19 protein-coding genes are annotated in these 17,539 nt (G+C 69.8%); 8 read left to right on the top strand and 11 right to left on the bottom strand.

Annotated elements, in window-relative coordinates; all coding sequences use genetic code 11:
• Positions 1-88: 88 nt before the first annotated feature.
• Complete coding sequence (locus tag JHY01_RS19450) at positions 89-1,483, bottom strand: cellulase family glycosylhydrolase (RefSeq protein WP_205327341.1); 1,395 nt, start codon at positions 1,481-1,483, stop codon at positions 89-91.
• A gap of 311 nt (positions 1,484-1,794) precedes the next feature.
• Between JHY01_RS19450 and JHY01_RS19445 the strand changes: the two genes are divergently transcribed.
• Positions 1,795-2,181 carry a DUF6766 family protein gene (locus tag JHY01_RS19445; protein ID WP_205327340.1) on the top strand — a complete coding sequence of 129 codons (387 nt, stop codon included), beginning with the start codon at positions 1,795-1,797 and terminating at the stop codon, positions 2,179-2,181.
• Between the two features lie 2 nt (positions 2,182-2,183).
• Here JHY01_RS19445 and JHY01_RS19440 read toward each other — a convergent pair whose 3' ends face one another.
• Positions 2,184-2,765, bottom strand: coding sequence for a class I SAM-dependent methyltransferase (locus tag JHY01_RS19440; RefSeq protein WP_205327339.1), 582 nt, complete (start codon positions 2,763-2,765; stop codon positions 2,184-2,186).
• Between the two features lie 91 nt (positions 2,766-2,856).
• Between JHY01_RS19440 and JHY01_RS19435 the strand changes: the two genes are divergently transcribed.
• The gene (locus tag JHY01_RS19435) at positions 2,857-3,336 is read left to right on the top strand and encodes a MarR family winged helix-turn-helix transcriptional regulator (protein WP_205327338.1); all 480 of its coding nucleotides are present in this window, start codon (positions 2,857-2,859) and stop codon (positions 3,334-3,336) included.
• A gap of 11 nt (positions 3,337-3,347) precedes the next feature.
• On the opposite strand, the gene JHY01_RS19430 is transcribed toward JHY01_RS19435, so the two are convergent.
• Complete coding sequence (locus JHY01_RS19430; protein ID WP_205327337.1) at positions 3,348-3,863, bottom strand: DUF4395 domain-containing protein; 516 nt, start codon at positions 3,861-3,863, stop codon at positions 3,348-3,350.
• Between the two features lie 135 nt (positions 3,864-3,998).
• Between JHY01_RS19430 and idi the strand changes: the two genes are divergently transcribed.
• Entirely contained in the window at positions 3,999-4,547 is a 549-nt protein-coding gene (gene idi / locus JHY01_RS19425; RefSeq protein ID WP_307814503.1) for an isopentenyl-diphosphate Delta-isomerase, read from the top strand.
• A 33-nt stretch (positions 4,548-4,580) separates the two neighbouring features.
• On the opposite strand, the gene JHY01_RS26875 is transcribed toward idi, so the two are convergent.
• The 5 genes from JHY01_RS26875 to JHY01_RS19405 form a co-directional block, all read right to left on the bottom strand.
• Positions 4,581-5,345 (bottom strand): enoyl-CoA hydratase-related protein, encoded by a 765-nt coding sequence (locus JHY01_RS26875; RefSeq protein WP_307814502.1) that lies wholly within the window; start codon positions 5,343-5,345, stop codon positions 4,581-4,583.
• A gap of 14 nt (positions 5,346-5,359) precedes the next feature.
• Positions 5,360-6,652 (bottom strand): hypothetical protein, encoded by a 1,293-nt coding sequence (locus JHY01_RS26870; RefSeq protein WP_240193000.1) that lies wholly within the window; start codon positions 6,650-6,652, stop codon positions 5,360-5,362.
• On the bottom strand, positions 6,649-8,073 hold the full coding sequence (locus JHY01_RS19415; RefSeq protein WP_205327335.1) for an amino acid adenylation domain-containing protein: 1,425 nt from the start codon (positions 8,071-8,073) through the stop codon (positions 6,649-6,651). The genes JHY01_RS26870 and JHY01_RS19415 overlap by 4 nt, the downstream gene beginning before the upstream one ends.
• A gap of 288 nt (positions 8,074-8,361) precedes the next feature.
• Entirely contained in the window at positions 8,362-8,982 is a 621-nt protein-coding gene (locus JHY01_RS19410) for a LysR substrate-binding domain-containing protein (RefSeq protein ID WP_205327334.1), read from the bottom strand.
• Positions 8,979-9,263 carry a LysR family transcriptional regulator gene (locus JHY01_RS19405; protein WP_205327333.1) on the bottom strand — a complete coding sequence of 95 codons (285 nt, stop codon included), beginning with the start codon at positions 9,261-9,263 and terminating at the stop codon, positions 8,979-8,981. Before JHY01_RS19405 ends, JHY01_RS19410 begins: the two co-directional genes overlap by 4 nt.
• A 122-nt stretch (positions 9,264-9,385) precedes the next feature.
• On the opposite strand from JHY01_RS19405, the gene JHY01_RS19400 reads away from it, so the two are divergent.
• Positions 9,386-10,792 carry an MFS transporter gene (locus tag JHY01_RS19400; RefSeq protein WP_205327332.1) on the top strand — a complete coding sequence of 469 codons (1,407 nt, stop codon included), beginning with the start codon at positions 9,386-9,388 and terminating at the stop codon, positions 10,790-10,792.
• Between the two features lie 15 nt (positions 10,793-10,807).
• On the opposite strand, the gene JHY01_RS19395 is transcribed toward JHY01_RS19400, so the two are convergent.
• The 3 genes from JHY01_RS19395 to JHY01_RS19385 all read right to left on the bottom strand — a co-directional run bounded on the left by JHY01_RS19395 (position 10,808) and on the right by JHY01_RS19385 (position 14,148).
• Entirely contained in the window at positions 10,808-12,046 is a 1,239-nt protein-coding gene (locus JHY01_RS19395) for a PP2C family protein-serine/threonine phosphatase (RefSeq protein WP_205327331.1), read from the bottom strand.
• A gap of 222 nt (positions 12,047-12,268) precedes the next feature.
• Positions 12,269-12,946 (bottom strand): response regulator transcription factor, encoded by a 678-nt coding sequence (locus JHY01_RS19390; RefSeq protein WP_205327330.1) that lies wholly within the window; start codon positions 12,944-12,946, stop codon positions 12,269-12,271.
• Positions 12,943-14,148, bottom strand: a complete 1,206-nt coding sequence (locus JHY01_RS19385) for a sensor histidine kinase (RefSeq protein ID WP_205327329.1) — start codon at positions 14,146-14,148, stop codon at positions 12,943-12,945. The genes JHY01_RS19390 and JHY01_RS19385 overlap by 4 nt, the downstream gene beginning before the upstream one ends.
• A 144-nt stretch (positions 14,149-14,292) precedes the next feature.
• Here JHY01_RS19385 and JHY01_RS19380 point away from each other — a divergent pair, with 144 nt between their 5' ends.
• The 4 genes from JHY01_RS19380 to JHY01_RS19365 all read left to right on the top strand — a co-directional run.
• The gene (locus tag JHY01_RS19380; protein WP_205327328.1) at positions 14,293-15,213 is read left to right on the top strand and encodes an ATP-binding cassette domain-containing protein; all 921 of its coding nucleotides are present in this window, start codon (positions 14,293-14,295) and stop codon (positions 15,211-15,213) included.
• Positions 15,210-16,028 (top strand): hypothetical protein, encoded by an 819-nt coding sequence (locus JHY01_RS19375; protein WP_205327327.1) that lies wholly within the window; start codon positions 15,210-15,212, stop codon positions 16,026-16,028. Before JHY01_RS19380 ends, JHY01_RS19375 begins: the two co-directional genes overlap by 4 nt.
• An 88-nt stretch (positions 16,029-16,116) precedes the next feature.
• On the top strand, positions 16,117-16,578 hold the full coding sequence (locus tag JHY01_RS27860) for a PH domain-containing protein (RefSeq protein WP_205327326.1): 462 nt from the start codon (positions 16,117-16,119) through the stop codon (positions 16,576-16,578).
• 462 nt (positions 16,579-17,040) lie between these two features.
• A partial coding sequence (locus tag JHY01_RS19365; RefSeq protein ID WP_205327325.1) for a hypothetical protein occupies positions 17,041-17,539 on the top strand: 499 nt, incomplete at its 3' end.

Genomic DNA, 17,539 nt, shown 5'->3' with positions numbered 1-17,539 from the left:
TGATAGCGGTAACTTTGCCGCTTCGCCATCGAGCCGCGAGCAAGGCGGACGGCCCGGACCTTCGGGTCCGGGCCGTCCGTCGTAGGGGCTATTGGAGGTTCTCGATCACGAACGGGGCGTGGCCGTGCAGGTGGTCGTCCCAGCCGCCGGTGACGGGTGCACCGGCGGAGAGGAGGTTGGTCGAGTCGTTGCCGACGTCGAGTTTCCAAGCGGTCCAGGAGATCCCGTTGGTCTCCATCCAGTCGACCCACCGCTGCGCCTCGTCGAGGCAGACGCGGCCGTCGAGCCCGCCGTCGGCGTGGCTGGCGCCCCATTCGGTGACGAAGAGGGGGAGTCCCGCGTTGATGGCGGCGTCGGCTTTGTCGCGGTTCCACTGGGCGTGGGTGCACGAGTAGAAGTGCAGCGTGTACATGAGGTTCGTGCCGGAGACCGGGTCGCCGGCGGCGACGTCGACGTCCTGGGACCAGCTCGGGGTGCCGAGGACGACGATGTTGTCGGGGTCGTGCTGGCGGATCGCGGCGACGACGGCCTGGTGGTACGGCTTGACGGTGCCGCTCCAGGAGACCTGCAGAGGCTCGTTGTAGGGCTCCCAGATGACGTTCGGCAGGTGGCCGTAGCGTTCGGCCAGGTCGCTGAAGAACGCGACCGCCTCGGCCTGGTGCAGGTGCGCTTCGTGCGCGTGGAAGTCGACGATCACGTAGGTGCCCGCGGCGGCCGCGTTGTTGATCGCAGTCTCCACTTCGGCCTTCCAGCCTGCGGGGTCGGAGAGGTAGGCGCCTTCGGGCTCGACGCCCATGGCGACGCGGAAGACCTCGAGGTTCCAGTTGTCGCGCATCCATTCGAGCGCCTGCAGGTTCTGCGCGTAGGGCTGGGTCTGCCAGTGCAGCCACATGCTCGAGACGCCCTTGAGTTGGACGGGGGCGTCGGATTCGTCGCACATCCGGGCGCCGCAGACGTGGAGTTTCCCGTGTGCTTCGACCGGGGTGCCCTCGGGTGCGGGGTCGGTGGGCTCCTCGGTGGGTTCGGCGGTGGTGGGTTCGGGTTCGGTGGTCTGCTCGCCGCCGCCTTCGCCGCAGAGGACGCCGTTGAGCTCGGCGTTCTCGATGTCGCCGGGGGTGCCGCTGGCGGTGAACCCGAAGACCTCGCGGGTCTGGCCGGCCGCGATGGCGGCGTTCCAGCCTGCGTCGGAGGCGGTGAAGTGGGAGCCGCTGAGGTCGGCGTCGGTGACGTTCCAGGCGCTGATGCCGGAGACAGCGCTGGTGAAGTCCCATTCGACGGTCCAGTCGTCGATTCGTGAGTCGCTGGTGATGCTGATGTTGGCTTGGAAGCCCGAGCTCCAGCTGCTGACGACGTTGTAGTCGACCTCGCAGCCTGCCGCCGCGTTCGCGCCTTGGGACGCGGCGATCGTGATGGCGCCGGCGGTGAGCGCGGCTGCGGCCGCGCCGATGATCGCGATGGGCTTTCTTCTTCGGTCGAGTCGCATGTGCTGCCTTTCGTCGATCCGCTTGGGAAGCGCTCCCAAGTACTACATCGGAGTTTGTCAATGTATTGGCCTGCGGTCAAGAGGCCGGGCGTCGCCACGGCGGCCGGTTTGCCGTGATCGGGCCGGGGGAACTATGGAGGGATGTTTCGGAAGACGCTCGCCACCGCATGTGGCCTGGTAGTGCCCTGCGGAGCCGCGGCCTGCGGGACCGGCCAGCGGGAGTCCGGAGCTTCGGCCGTGGCCGAGGAGTTCACCACGGCGGTCGGGCGCGGGGACGCGGCTCCGCGTGCGCCGCGCTCGCACCGGAGACCGTGGAGGCGATCCTCGCCTCCGAAGGCGAGCCGTGCGAGGCGTCGCTGGGCTCGCGGGAGCTGGCGAGCGGCGCGGTCGGGGAAGTCCAGGTGTGGGGCGATCGCGCCCTGGCCCGCACCGAAGACGACTTGCTGTTCCTCGTCGAGCTCGAGGAGGGCTGGAAGGTGGCCACCGCCGGATGCCGTTCGCAGGGCGGCAGGCGGCTCTCGCTGCTCCAGTACGTGGCCTCGAGCGATTTCGCCGTGAACGTCGCGGAGAACTGGCAGTCGGAGTTCCTGGCCGTGGGCTCGCTCGCCGTGCTGAGCGTGTACCTGCGCCAGCGCGGCTCACCCGAGTCCAAGCCGGTGGTGGGCACCTCGCACGCGACCACCGAGAAGTCCGGCTGAGGTCAGGTGGCGGTGGCGTCGAAGCGGGTGGCCTTCATGAACATGGTCCAGACGGATCGGAACGGCGCCCGCTGGAGGTTCGTGAGCCCGGGCCGGCCGGCCACCGCGTCGAAGGGCGCGTCGCGGAAGTCGTAGATCCGCAGGCGGCCGCCGCTGCGCAGGACGCGGACGATCTCGGCGGCCCCGGCGTCGGGGTCCTCCCAGTGATGGGAGCTGAAGGTGGCGACGACGAGGTCGAAGCGGCCGTCTTCGAACGGCAGGGCGGCGACGTCGGCGGCGAGCAGGTCCGGTGGGGTCGAGAGCCCGGCGAGGTTGTGCTTCGCGTGCTCGATCATGTCGGCGGCGATGTCGATGCCGGTGAGCCGCAGATCGGGCCGGGCCTGGCCGAGCATCCTGAGAAGGATGCCGGGGCCGGTGCCGACGTCGAGGACCGCGGCGTCCCGAGGCGCGAGCGCGGCGATGTCCCTGGCCATCCGGCGGTAGAACGGCCTCGCGAACAGGCGGGCGATCGTGTCGTAGTGGTCGCTGTGGCGCCCCTCGATGGCGCCGCTGCCATGCTGGTGCTGGTGTGAGCGGTGCGGCATGACGGCCTCCAATAGTTGCGCTCTACAACCTTCAGATCAGTCTACGATGCATGGTTGCAGCACACAACCCTGCGATTCGGGAGGAGCGGCGATGAAGGCCGATGCCGAGCACCTGCACCACCTGCTCATGGACCTCGTCCGGACCGCCGAGTTCGCGCTGCTCGAAGCAGTGTTCCCCGGACGGGCCCTTTCCATGTCGCAGCTGTTCGCGCTGCATGAACTCGACCACCGGTCCGGGATCTCCCAGCGCGAGCTCGCCGAGCGCCTCGGCTTGGAGAAGAGCAGCGTCAGCCGTCTGGTGGCCGACCTGGAATCGGACGGCCTGCTCACACGCGAGCGCGACCCGGAGAATCGGCGGCTCTACCGGCTCGAGATCACCGAGGAGGGACGGCGACTCCACCGCGGCGCCGCCGGTGTGCTGCACGAGCGCTACGAACGCTGGACCGCCGCGATGACGCCGGCCGAACGCGACGGACTCACCGCCGGGCTCCCTGCCCTGCTCCGCGCCATGCACGCCGACAGCGCCATGGGCAACGGCAGTGCCCTGGACAACGGCAGCGGCGGCGACTGAACCGCCGAGATTCAGCTGGAGGCGGCGGCCCGTTCCAGGGCCGCCTCGGTGCGGGCCTGGATGTCGTTGCAGGCCTCGCAGACCGAGTCGGGGATGAGCCCGACGCGGGTGAGCAGGGCGAAGATCTTGCAGCCCAGGCAGAACGCGAAGAACGCCTCGAGCGAGGCGGCCACGGTCAGCGCGCCGAGCACGAACCAGCCGGCCACGGGAAGGTCGAAGACGAGCAGCAGGAGCGCGGCGGTGACGGAGAAGACCGCGCCGATGCCCTGGGCGAAGCGCTTGGGCGGGCCGGGGACCATCTTCGGGGCGGCCGGGAGGCGGGGTGTGACGACCCTGGTCACGAGCTGGCCGAGGACGCTGAGGCTCGGGCCGGACGCGACGCGGGCGATGAAGCCGAGCGCGATCACGGCGACCAGCCATTCGAGCTGGAACGCGAGCGCGGCCGCGCTCATGGCGACCACGCCCCCGGCGACGAGTCGGGCCGAGACCTCGTTCACGGGGTTGGGGAAGCTGAACAGGCGTCGCATGCGGTGTGTCCTCCGGGCGGGAAATCGGGGCAAGACCGCCAATGCTAGCGCCGTCGCGGCAGGCGTCCCAGATGGCGGATGCGGGGTGCCCAGGGGCGGGATACCATCGGTGCCCGATCGACTACGGGGGCGTGTGTGAGGGAAGCGACGGAGAAGGTCGTGCTGCTCGGCGAGGACGGCGCGCCGATCGGAAGCGAACGCAAGGACCGGGTGCACGGGGCGGCGACGCCGCTGCATCTCGCGTTCTCCTGTTACGGGTTCGACCCCGAGGGGCGGCTGCTGGTGACCCGGCGGGCGCTGGGGAAGCGGGCGTTCCCGGGGGTGTGGACGAACACATGCTGCGGGCATCCCGGGCCCGGCGAGTTCATGGAGGCGGCCGTCGGCCGGCGACTGCGCTCGGAGCTCGGGATCGAGGCCCGCGACCTGGTGTGCGCGCTGCCGACCTTCCGGTACCGGGCCGAGTCGAACGGCGTGGTCGAGAACGAGATCTGCCCGGTCTACCTGTGCCGCGTCGCGGGCGAGCCCGCCCTGGACGCCGAGGAGGTCGCCGAGCACGAGTGGGTCGACTGGCCCGCGTACGTCGACCGGGCGACGCGAGCGGACTCCGACCTGTCGCCCTGGTCGCGGCTCCAGGTCGCGCAGCTGCAGCAGTGGGGGCTCGTCGAGCGGTACCTGCAGCGTTGAGGGCACCGCGACCGGGTCGCGGCGCCCCTCTGCTCATCTCCCGTTGAACGACGCCTCCCGCTTCTCCTTGAAGGCGCGCATCCCTTCCTTCTGGTCCTCCGTTGCGAAGAGCGCGTGGAACGCCCTGCGCTCGTAGCGGATCCCCTCGGCGAGACCCGTCTCGAGGGCCCGGTCGACGCAGTCGCGGGCCGCCATCGCGGCGAGCTTGCCGTACCGAGCGATCTGCTTGGCGATCGCATCCGTCTCGGCCGCAAGGCGATCGGCGGGGACGACCCGGGAGACGAGGCCGATGCGCTCGGCCTCGTGCGCGTCGATGAGGCGGCCGGTGAGGATCATGTCCATCGCCTTGGCCTTCCCGACGAGCCGCGTCAGCCGCTGCGTGCCGCCGATACCGGGGATCACGCCGAGGGTGATCTCCGGCTGCCCGAACGTCGCGTTGTCGGCCGCGATGATCATGTCGCACATCATCGCCAGTTCGCAGCCGCCGCCGAGCGCGTACCCGGCGACGGCGGCGAGCTTCGGGGTTCGCAAGGCCGCGAAGGACTCCCAGCCCGCGAAGTAGTCCTCGGCAATCATGTCCGCCGCGGACTTCTCGGACATCTCGGTGATGTCCGCGCCCGCCGCGAAGGCGCGATCGGACCCGGTGATCACGAAGCAGCCGACCCCGGGATCGGTGTCGAGCGGGGCCAGCGCCTCGCACAGCTCGGTCATGAGCGCGGCGTCGAGGGCGTTGAGGACCTCGGGCCGGTGCAGGCGGACCCGCACGACCCGGCCGATGCGTTCGATTTTCAGTCGCACGATGTCTGCCTTCCTCAGGAGTCCCAGATGGCGCCGTACGCGGGGATGCCCCTGCGTTCGAGCCCGTGGACGACCTGCCAGGTGAGTTTCTTGTTCGAGATGCAGATGACCGCCTCGGCGCCGAAATCGCGGTAGGCCGCGCAGGCCAGGCGGACCATGTCGGGTTTGCCGTGCTGCGCGGTGTCCCAGATCCGCGCTTCGGGCTGGACGGCGAGGATCTCGTCGACCAGCTCGTCGCCGAACGTGTCGCGCGGCGCGCGCGTCGACCAGACCAGCAGCGCCGGGACCTCCTGGGCCAGCAGGTGCGGCAGGCACGGGCCGATGCCGCTGCCCGTGGCCACGTAGACGACCTTGCGGAACAGAACCTCGATGTTCGCCACGCCCGCGGTCGTGATGCCCTTGACCCACACGTGCGACGGCAGGTCGTCGATGAACCGGCCCGTCCAGTCCCCCGCGCGGGAGATCGTCAACCGGAAGCCGTGCTCGCCGGGCGAGGGGATGTTCGCGAACGAATGCCATTCCAGCAGCGGCGAACGGCTGATCGCGGTCGAGGAGCCGGCGAAGGGCTTGCGGCCGTGTGTGAACCGCGCGATCGCCACATGCGACGACGGCCGCTTGATGTCCACCGGGACGCGGCGCAGCCGCGTCCACGGAGCGATGATCGCGGCGGAGACGACCGCCAGCACCCAGAATTCCAATGTGGAGAGCAGCGGCGCGCCGCTGTGCCCGACCTGCACGAGCTGGAGGGCCCACAGCAGCACCAGCGACAGCCAGCCGCCGAATCGGTGGACCAGCTCGAACCGGTTGTGGTGCCTGGCCCGCAGCTTCGGGACCGTGGTCACCACCATGGCGGCGAAGATCCCTACCAGCAGATACGCCAGCACCAGCGCATCAGTTGGTGCACCTTCCACTGTGGCCAGTGCGACGAACGCGCCGAACCACAGCGAGCCCGCGAGCGCTCCGCCGACGTGCATGCCGCCGAAGTGATACACCTTCGCCAGCGTCCAGCGCACCTTGAGCGGCCACGTGACCGGCGCGGCGGTCGCCATCCGGAACAGCAGGTTGATGAGGCGCTGGCGGCGGACGAGCACCGCGAAGGCGAAGTTGCACAGCGCAGCGCGCGAGGCGAACTCGGCCGTGACGCCCTCGGGGACGACTGCGATCAGGACCGCCAGGTTCACCGCGATCACGATGGCGGCCAACCGGTTGAAGTGCATGAGCGCCGGATGTTTGAAGGCGCGCCGCGCGAGCGGGAGGAGCGGCGGGAGTTCGACGTCGTCGACGATTTCGTTCTTCAGCTGCGTCATGCCGTCGCCTCCCGTCCGAGCCGGGCGAGTCGCAGCAGACGCGGCTTGTCGATCTTGCCGCGATCCGTCAACGGGAGCGCTTCCATCGGGTGAACGGACTCAGGGACGCAGTAGTACGGCAGGGCCTCGGCCACGATCTTCCGTGCGAGCACCGGATCGACGGTGGCGGGCTGGACGAACGACGCCAGCGAGCGGTCGTCGAGTCTGACCGTGGCCGCCCGGACGCATCCGGGCACGCCCTCCAGCACCGCGGACACGGCGTCGAGCTCGACCCGGAAGCCGCGGATCTTCACCTGGTCGTCAGTGCGCCCGAAGTGCTCGAGCTCGCCGTCCAGGGTCCATCGCCCCAGGTCGCGGGTGCGGAACATGCTCCTGCCACCGCCGAGGAACGGATCGGGCGCATACCGTTCGGCGTTCAGCACGGGGTTGGCGAGGTAGCCCGCGGAAACGCCGTCGCCGCCCGCCCACATCTCGCCGACCTCGCCGATCGGGCACGGATTGCGATGCTCGTCGAGGATGTAGACGGTGTTGTTGGGCGTCGGCCTGCCGATCGTGAGAGGCGCGTTCGGGCGGTGGCGCTGCATCGTGTTCACGATGGTGGTCTCCGTCGGGCCGCAGCCGTTGTAGAACGTGCACCGCCGCGCCCATCGGTCGGCGAGCGCCCGGGGACACGGCTCACCGGCGACGGCCACGGTCCGCACCCGTTCGCATGAGTCGGGATCGATCCGGGACAGGATCGTCGGCGTCGCGATCAGGACTTCGACCCTGCTCGCCGTCTCGCCGATGTCGTCGCCGCGGATGACCAGCGTGCCGCCGTGCGAGAGGCAGCCGAGGATCTCCCACGCGGCCATGTCGAACGCGATGTTGAGGATCTGGCCGACCGTCGTTCCCGGCCTGATGCCGAGGTCGCCCGGTTCGGTCAGGAGCAGGTTCGCAAGGTTCGCGTGGGTCACCGCGACCCCGTTGGGGCAACCCGTGGTGCCCGAGGTGAACAGGACGTAGCAGGCCCGCCCGGGGTCGGCGTCGATGCGCGGGGCCGGGACATCGGTGCCTTCGGCGCAGGCCTCGTCGATGTCGATGCCCAGGATCCCGGCCGGAATGGCAATGGGCGCATCGGATTGCGTGAGCACGATCGTGCTGCGCGTGGTGCTGAGTATGTGCCGGAGTACCGGGTTCCGGATCATCTTGGCGTCTTGCGGTACGTACGCGGCGCCGGCTTTGAGGATCGCGAGGATGCCGACCACCATCGGGATCCCTCGCCGCACGACGAGCGCGACGCGGTCGCCGGGGCGGACGCCCTCCTTGACGAGGCGGGCGGCGAGCCGGTTGGCGTGCCGCTCGAGCTCGCCGTAGGTGATCCGTTCGCCGCGGTGCTCGGCGGCCGTCGCCGAAGGCGCTGCGGCCGCTTGTGTCTCGATCATCTCGTGGATCGCGACTCGGGGAACGGCCCGAGCGGGGCCCCATCCGAACTGGCGGAAGAGCCGCCGATCCCGTGCGTCCAATGCGGCTGTCGCAGGATCTTGCCCGCCGCTCCTCGTTCTGTAGTTGATGAGTTTCGGTGTGTAGTCAACTTCGGGCATAGGTCACCCTCCAGTCCGCTGCTTCTTGCTTGAATCCCAACCCTTTCGAACAGTGCACACGCCCGTTGTGGTAGCGCTCACACGAGAGAAAGTATAGATTTCAATCAATATCAAGTCAATGCGCCGAACTCAGGCGTTGGCGAAGTCCGTGATCAGGCGGTCTCCTGCTTCGATCTCGGCGGCGACGCGGACGGCGAAGGCTTCGACGGCGGCGGTGTGTTCGTCCGAGCGCCAGGCGAGGCCGTAGCGGACGGGCGGGGCGTCGAGGATCTGGACGTAGGCGATGCCGGTCCGCGGCTGGTGAGCCGCGGTGTGGGCGCCGGTGAGGAGCGCGCCTTTGCCTGCGGCCGTGAGCATCAGGGCCTCCTGGAGACTGGTGGCGCCGGGCCCGGCGGGGATGGGGCGGCCGTCCGGGGTGCGCACGGGGGCGCGGCGGTAGTCGGGGAGGTCGCCTTCGATCGCGAGGAGGGCGGTCTCGGCGAGGTCGTCCATGGTGAGGAAGGGGCGGCTCGCGAGCGGGTGGCCGGTGGCGACGGCCAGGACGCGGGCCTCGGTGAGGAGGGTCGGGCCTTTGGCGAGGTCGTCCTCGCGGACGGGGAACTCCATGAACTGGACGTCGTAGTAGCGGTCGCGCAGCTGCGCGAACGGGTCGGTGAACGAGGTCTCGCAGATCTCCACGGCCAGTTCGGGGTGGTCGGCGCGCAGCCGGTCGACGGCGCGGATGGCGATCTCGCCGGTGAGGGAGTTCACGAAGCCGACGCGGAGGGTCCCACCGAGGCCGCGGCGGTGCGGGCGAGGGCGCGTTCGATGGCGCGGTGGTGCGGTTCGACCTCCTCGCGGAAGCCCGCGCCGAGTTCGGTGAGGCGCACATTGCGGCTGGTGCGTTCGAAGAGGGGCGCGCCGAGGCGGCGTTCGAGGCGCTGGACGAGCTGGGAGACGCGGGCGCGGGAGAGCCGCATCCGCACTGCCGTGCGGCCGAAGTGCAATTCCTCGGCCAGGATCAAGAAGCATTCGAGTTCGTCGCGTTCCATCGGGCTCCTCCGCATCGGTAAGTCTGACTTACCGAACGTTGCTTTCTTCGCCGTTGTTCCCGCGCGCGGGCGGATCGATGATTGCCGGGCTACGGAAATTTCCACTTCCCAAGGAGTCACCTGTGAAAGCCCGTGAATGGGGTGTGCTGCTCGTCCTTTCAGGAGCGATTTTCCTGGAGGGCATCGACGTCGCCATGCTCAACATCGCCCTGCCCTCGATCCGCACCGAACTCGGCCTCTCGACCGGGTCGCTGCAGTGGGTCGTGAGCGCCTACGTCCTCGGCTACGGCGGCTTCATGCTGCTGGGCGGCCGGGCCGCCGATCTCCTCGGCCGCCGCCAGGTGTTCCTGGTCGCGCTGCTCGTGTTCCTGCTGTTCTCCGGCCTCGGCGGGCTCGCCGAGAACGGGGCGACGCTCGTCGCGGCCCGGTTCATCACCGGCCTCGCCGCCGCGTTCATGACCCCCGCCGGCCTGTCCATCATCACCACCGGCTTCGACGAAGGGCCGAAACGCGATCGGGCCCTGACGGTCTACGGCGCGATCGGCGCGGGCGGATTCACGCTCGGCATGGTCATCGGCGGGCTGCTGACCTCGCTCGACTGGCGGTGGGTGTTCTTCATGCCGGTGGGACTGTCGCTGGTGCTGCTGGTCGCGGCGCTCGTGCTCATCCCGAAGTCGCCGCGCCCGGAACGGGACGGCCAGCGCTTCGACGTGCTCGGCGGCCTGACGATCACGGCGGCGGTGGTGCTGCTCGTGCTCGGAGTCGAGCGCGCCTCCCATGTGGGTCTGGAATGGACGGCCGGGACGGTCGCGGCGAGCCTCGCGCTGTTCGCGCTGTTCATTGCGATCGAACGGCGGCACCCGGCTCCGCTGGTGCGCCTCGGGATCCTCAAGTCCGGTTCACTGGTGCGCGCCAACCTGATCGGGATGCTGTTCATGTCCGGGTTCTTCGGCTTCCAGTTCCTGGTGGTGCTGTACCTGCAGGAACTGCGCGGCTGGTCGACGATCGAGGCGAGCCTGGCGATGCTGGTCATCGGCGTCGACGTGGCGCTCGCCCCGACGCTGACGCCGAAGCTGATGCGGCGCTTCGGTAATGCCCCGGTGCTCCTGGCCGGGCTCGGGTTCGCGGCGCTCGCGTTCGCGCTGTTCCAGACCGCCGGTGCGGACACCTCCTACTGGGCGATGCTGCCGAGCCTGGTGTCGATGGGCCTGGCGTTCACGCTCGCATACGGCCCGCTGACCATCATCGCCACCAACGGGATCGAGGAGTCGGAGCAGGGGCTCGCCGGAGGTCTCCTGTACACCTCGTTCCAGTTCGGAGCGGCGATCGGACTCGCGGGCGTCGCAGCGGTGAACGTCGCCGCGACCGCTTCGAGCGAGCCCGGCGCACTGCTCGACGGCTACCGGGCCGCGCTCCTGGTCCCGCTCGCGGCCGCCGTCATCGCGGTGGCCATCGGGGCGTTCAACCTCCGGCGCAAGGACCGCGGTGCAGTCGCGGCGCAAGAGGAACCGGCGCTCACGGGCGTCTGACCGCGCGGGCGGCGCTCAGAGTCGGACGACGAGCAAGGCGATGTCGTCCCTAGCGCCCTCGGCCACGCTGAGGTCGGCCAGCACGTCGTCGGCGAGCAGTTCCGGGCTCTCGGTGACGTGGCGGCCGAGGGTGTCGACCAGGCGGGCCAGCCCCGCGTCGATGTCCTCGCCGCGGCGCTCGAAGAGCCCGTCGGTGTACAGCACGAGCGTGTCGCCGCGGTCATAGGCCAACCCGGCCTGGGGGTGCGGCACGTTCTGGGGGCGGGCGCCCAAGGGCGGATAGGCGGCCTGGTCGAGCATGGTGCAGGAGCCGTCCGGGTGCACCAGGATCGGCGGCGGATGGCCGGCGCTGCTGTAGACGATGAGGTTGCTGCGGGGGTCGACCATGGCCCACACGACGGTGGTGTTCTGCGCGCCTTCGATCGAGCGGGCGTACAGGTTCAGGACGTCGAGCGCCTGGGCGGGCCGCTCCAGGGACCGGATGGTGGCGCTCAGGGCGCTGCGCAGCATCCCCATGACGGCGGCGGCCTTCAGACCGTGGCCGACCACGTCGCCGACCGCCACCCCGAAGCGGCCGTCCGGCAGGTCGACCATGTCGAACCAGTCGCCGCACACGGACAGGGAACCGGCGGCGGGCAGGTACCGCAGCGCGACGTTGTCGTGGAGGGCGAGGTCCGGTGCCTGCAGCATGGCCTCCTGAAGGGTGAGGGCCACCTGGCGTTCGCGGGTGTGGGCCAGGCGCAGCTCCTCGTTGAGGCGCTGCAGTTCGCGGGCCCGCGTGTAGAGCTCGGCGACCACGGCCTCCCGGTCGACGGCCCCTCGGGCCGGGGGCCAGCCGCCGGAGGCGAGGGCCTTGAGGAACGGGGTCACGTCCTCGACCCGGTGGATGATCAGGTCGACCGTGCCGTCCGGGCCGAGGACGGGCGCGTTGATCGGCGACCACCAGCGCTCCTCGAACTCCCCCGGTCGACCCGCGATGGGGATGTCGTACTTCTGGATGGCCATCGCGTCCTTCCGCCGCAGTTCGAGGACGCGCTGCAGCGAGGCGTTCAGATTGCGCACGCCGTCGGCGGCGGTGTCGGCCGGATTGTCGGGGAACGCGACGAAGATGTGCTTCCCGATGAGGTCTTCGCGGGTGCGGGCGGTGGCGGCGAGATAGGCCTGGTTGACCTCCACGATGACGAGGTCCGGATCGATGATCAGATACGGACTGGGTGCGGCCGCGAACAGCGCCTCGTAATCGAGGTCCACCATCGCCGATCACCCTTGCGTCTTCGGTTCGCATAACCAAGCTCCAACCCCTCCCGCACCGACACTACCTCCCGTTTCACCCGGGTACGGGCGCAATCGGGAGGCTGAGGACGGTGACGGTCAGCGGTTGCGCGCGGCCAGGTGCGCCGCGACGTGCACGGTGGTGGCGGCCGCGGCTCCGAGGCGGTCCTTCGCGGCGGCCCGCCGGGGCTTGCGGTGTTCGTTCTAGGGCAGCGGGTCGCCCGGCCTGACCAGCCCGGTCTGGTAGGCGATGACGACGAGTTGGGCGCGGTCGCGGGCGCCGAGTTTGGTCATGGCCCGGTTGACGTGCGTCTTGGCGGTCAACGGCGAGACGTAGAGCTTCGCGGCGATGTCGTCGTTGGAGAGGCCGTGGGCGGCGAGGGCGAGGACCTCGCGTTCGCGTTCGGTCAGGGCCGCAAGGGGTTCGGGGGTCGGGATCGGGCCCGGTTCGTTCTGGCTGAGGAACCGGCCGATCATGCTGCGGGTCGCTTTCGGCGAGAGGAGGGCCTCGCCCCCGGCGACGACCCGGATGGCGCGCACGAGATCGGCGGGTTCGACGCCTTTGCCGAGGAAGCCGCTCGCGCCCGCGCGGAGGGCGAGGACGACGTTGTCGTCGTTCTCGAACGTGGTGAGGACGAGGATGCGCACGCCCGCGAGGTCCTCGTCGGCGGCGATCCGCTCGGTGGCCTCGATGCCGTCGACCTCGGGCATGCGGAGGTCCATGAGGACCACGTCGGCGCGTTCGGAGCGGGCCAGTTCGACCGCTTCGCGGCCGTTCGTGGCCTCGCCGACGATCTCCAGGTCGGCTTCGGAGCCGATGATCATGGCGAAGCCCGCACGGATGAGCGCCTGGTCGTCGGCCAGCAGGACTCGGATGGTCACGACGTCTCCTTCACGGTGGCGGGCAGTTCGGCGTGGACGTCGAAACGGCCGTCCACGGCTCCGGCGGTGACGGTGCCGCCCGTGGCAGCAGCGCGTTCGCGCATCCCGACCAGTCCGTAGCCTGAACCGTTCGTCTTGGCGCCCTCGTCGATCGCGTTGCCCACGTCGATCCTGATCGACTCCGGCGCGTACGTGATCGCCAGCTGCGCCCGGCCGGTGCCGTACTTCTGGGCGTTCGTCAGCGACTCCTGCACGATCCTGTACGCGGCCAGATCGACCACCGCGGGCAGGTCGCGCGCGGTGCCGCTCTGACGGTGCTCGACCTGGAGCCCGGCGGCGGCGAAGGAGTCCAGCAACTCGGCGAGACGGGCGAGGCCCCGGGTCGGCTCGGTGGGCTCGTCGAGCTCGTCCTCGCCTCGGAGCACCCCGACCACCGAACCCAGCTCCTGCATCACCGTGTCCGCCGCGCGCCGGATGTGGGCCAGCGCCGGGCCGACCGCCTCCGGACGCGTCCGCAGCACGTGTGCGGCCGCCCCGGCCTGCACGTTGATCACCGCGATGTGATGGGCCACAACGTCATGGAGTTCACGGGCGATGCGCAGCCGCTCCTCGGCGACCCGGCGGCGGGCCTCCTCCTCACGGGTCGCCTCCGCACGACGGGCGCGCTCCTCGACCGAGTCGATATAGGCGCGGCGGCTGCGGGTGGCGTCGCCGATCGCCACGACGGCGATCGACCACGCGGCGACGCCGAAGTTGTCCGGAGCGAGCCATCCGCCGGCGCCGAACACCCCCGCCGCCAGGTACATGGCCGCGATGCAAACGCCCGCGACCAGCCAGGCCCGGCCCCGATTGGTGCGCCGCGCGAACGTGTAGGCGACGATCAGCCAGGCCACGATCAGCAGCGGATGGCGGTACCCGGTGGCGGCCATGACGCCGACCGAGACCGCGGTGTCGAGGATGAGCAGCCGCTCGGGCCAGCGCCGCCGCATCGCCAGAACGAACAGCGCCGTCGCGCCCGCGATGACGTGCACCGGAGCCGAGTCGGCGACGGCGAATCCCGGACCGGGCCCGGGCCCGGGGCCGTGGTCCTTGTCGCCGAAGAAATAGCCCATGAAGAACAGGCCCACGAACAGGACCGCGAAGACCGCGTCGATGACCGCCGCGTGCCTGCGCGCCCACGCCCGAGCCTTCCCCCATGCCATGCCGAAATCGTACGCGCGCACGTGTTCCCAGGTCATCGTCCACGCGCAGTAGCAGTGCACGGCGCGTCTACCGCAACTGCGGTAGTTCGACGGCCCGCGCCTGGAGGACGACGATTACGGCCGCCGGATCCGAGACTTGACCGCATGATCGAAGTACACGACCTCACCAAGCGCTACGGCGACCAGACCGCCGTCGACGGTCTCACCTTCACCGTCAAGCCCGGCATCGTCACCGGCTTCCTCGGCCCCAACGGCGCCGGCAAGTCCACCACCATGCGGATGATCCTCGGCCTCGACCGGCCCACCGCCGGAACCGCCACCGTCAACGGGCGGCCCTACGAGGACCACCCGGACCCGCTCCACCAGGCCGGCGCACTGCTCGACGCGAAGGCCGTCCACACCGGGCGCTCCGCGTACCGGCACCTGCACGCGCTCGCGGCCACCACCGGCATCCCGAAGTCACGCGTCGACGAGGTGATCGACATCGTCGGCCTCCACCAGGTCGCCCGCAAGCGGGTCGGCGGGTTCTCGCTCGGCATGGGCCAGCGCCTCGGGATCGCCTCCGCGCTCCTGGGCGACCCCGACGTCGTCATCCTCGACGAGCCGACGAACGGACTCGACCCCGAAGGCGTGCTCTGGATCCGCAACCTCATGCGTGACCTCGCCTCGCAAGGACGCACCGTCTTCGTCTCTTCGCACCTGATGAGCGAGATGGCTTTGACCGCCGAGCACCTCATCGTCATCGGCAAGGGCCGCATGATCGCCGACACCTCCGTGAGCGGCTTCATCGAGACCGCCGCGAACGAGAGCGTCCGCGTGCGCTCGCCCCACGCCAACGCCCTGCACGACCTCATCACCGGCCCCGGTACCACCGTCCTCAGCGTCGACCGCGGCCTGTTCGAGGTCACCGGCATGAGCGCCGAGGACATCGGCGACCGCGCCGCCGCCGCCGGGATCCCCATCCACGAACTCACCGTGGTGCGGCCGTCCCTTGAGGAGGCGTTCATGGAGCTCACCAAGGACGCCGTCGAATACCAGTCCACGCTGATCGGAGAAGCACGATGACCACGGCAACGCTCGAACCGGTCGCGACCGCCCGGCCCCGCAAGCGGGTCGACCAGGCCCGGGTCATCAGGAGCGAATGGATCAAGTTCTGGTCCGTGCGCTCCACCGTGATCACCCTGCTCGTCGCCGTCGTCCTCCTCATCGGCTTCGGCCTCCTCGCCTCCTCCATGTTCGGCGACGGCTCCGAACCGGGCGGGCCTCCCGGCAACGAACCGACCGATCCGATCTCCGCGAGCCTCACCGGAACGAACTTCGCGCTGCTCGCCTTCGGCACACTCGGCGTCCTGTTCATGGCCGGCGAGTACAGCACCGGCATGATCCGCTCCTCACTCGCGGCCGTGCCGAAGCGACTGCCCATGCTGTGGGCGAAGATCGCGGTCTTCACCGTCGTGGTCTTCACGGTCGCGCTGGCCGCGTCGGCCATCGTCTTCACTGCGGGCCAAGCGATCATCGGCGACGGCGGCGCGTCCTGGTCCGACCCGGGCGTGACACGCGCGGTCGTCGGCACCGCGGGCCTGCTCACCGGTTCGGGGCTCCTCGGCCTCGGTCTCGGCGCGCTCCTGCGCTCCACGCCGGGCGCGATCACCACACTGTTCGGCGTCATGTTCCTGCTCGCGATGGTCGCCGCGCTGCTGATCCCGGAGAGCTGGAGCGACGCCGTCCAGTACCTGCCTTCCGAGGCCGGCAACGCGTTCACCGCTGTGACGCAGGCGGATGGGACGCTCTCGCCGCTGGCCGGACTCGCGGTGTTCGGCGGCTACATCGCCGCGACCGTCGGAGCGGCGGCCTGGCGCATCAAGCGATCCGACGTCTGACCACCACCAGGAAACCGTCGGCCCCGGACCACGCAGGTCCGGGGCCGACGCCCTGCCCGCTGGGCGGCGGCTCCTATCCTCGAATGTCGTGGACGAACCTCTCACCCTCCGCTGCCGCGCGGCGCTCGCGCGGAAGCTCATCGCCGTCGTCCTGCTCGGCTACATGTCCATCGCCGTGCCGGTGTTCCTCATCATCGGAGGCAACGACGAGGGCATCATCGAGACGCTGCTGGGCGGCTGCCTCTACCTGGTCATCGTCGCCGCAGCCATCGGGAACGCCTTCGGCCTGCGCTGCAAGATGATCCTCGATGACGAAGGCGTCACCTTCGTCCAACCGATGAGCGAGATCCGCCTGGCCTGGAACGACATCACGGCGATCGAAGTCGGCGGCGACTCCCGCACCTGGGACGTCGAAATCCGCACCACGAGCGGCAACCATCGGCCCAGCGCCCTGAAATGCCTGCGCTGGCTCGGCCAGCCGAGATCGCTGCGGCAGACGGTCGAGACCCTGGAACGCTATCGCCAGGCAGCCCGCGCCGAGGACGAGTGAGGTGCAGACGCCTTCTCCCAAACCGAACGAGACTTCCAAGTGGGACCGACATGCTCCGGAGGAGTGAAGGCCGCACCGGCATTGAGGACCAAGACGCGTCGGATCGGATCAAGCTAGGCCTTCATCGGCGCTTCTCGCGAAGACGGTTGCAGCGCAGCCTACCCAGGCCCTCCTGCGCCGTCTTGGTTGAGGTTCAGGCGGGCGGCGACAAAAGGGTCTCGTGGTGGTGGGGTGTGCGGTGCGGCTGCCCGGCAGCGCGGGGGGAGGGGCGGCGGAGGTTCATATGACCCCTGGTTTGCATTGCGCCCCAGGTGGAGTGACGGCCTGGCGCGAGTGTCCCTCATGGAATGTTCACCCGGTTGGGTGATGACACCGGCACAGCATTCTGTCATCATTGAACTACGAACAAGGAACCGAAAACTGGCAGGACATTCGAGAACAGGGAAGGGAGGCGAAGGAACCATGAGCCACTGCACCAGCACCACCACCACCCCGAGCCCCCTCACCGGCTCCCGCCCCGACCGCCGCTCCCAAGCTGCGGCGATCCGCTCGACCCTCGATGAGGCCGCCGCAGGCATCAACGCCTTTCACGCCCGGGTCCTGTCTGCGGTGATCGCGATGAAGGAGGCGAACCTGCACCGCTCCGAGTTCGGGTTCTCCGCCCTCCGCGACCTGCTCCTGTCCCAGTTCGACTTCACCTTCAACACCGCCAGCGCGATCGCCGCCATCGCCCGGCTCTCAGGGAAGTTCCGTCTCTTGGCCCAGGCGGCGGTGTCGGGGAGGGCCCGGATTGACCAGGTCGCTTACGCCGTCCGCCAGCTTGACCAGACCCCGGCCATGCGCCTGTTCGCCCGCACCCCCTTCCAGGCCCCGGTCCCCTCCCCCTTCGACCCCGAGACCCTCTGCGCGACGCCGGAGGCGATGGTGGTCGAGTACTGCGCTCATGCTTCCTTCAAGGACC

It is taken from the genome of Glycomyces sp. YM15 (assembly GCF_016918015.1).
Classification (GTDB): Bacteria; Actinomycetota; Actinomycetes; order Mycobacteriales; family Micromonosporaceae; genus Glycomyces.
The sequence above is the reverse complement of the archived record's forward strand: the minus strand, read 5'-3'. Positions and strand labels throughout refer to the sequence as shown.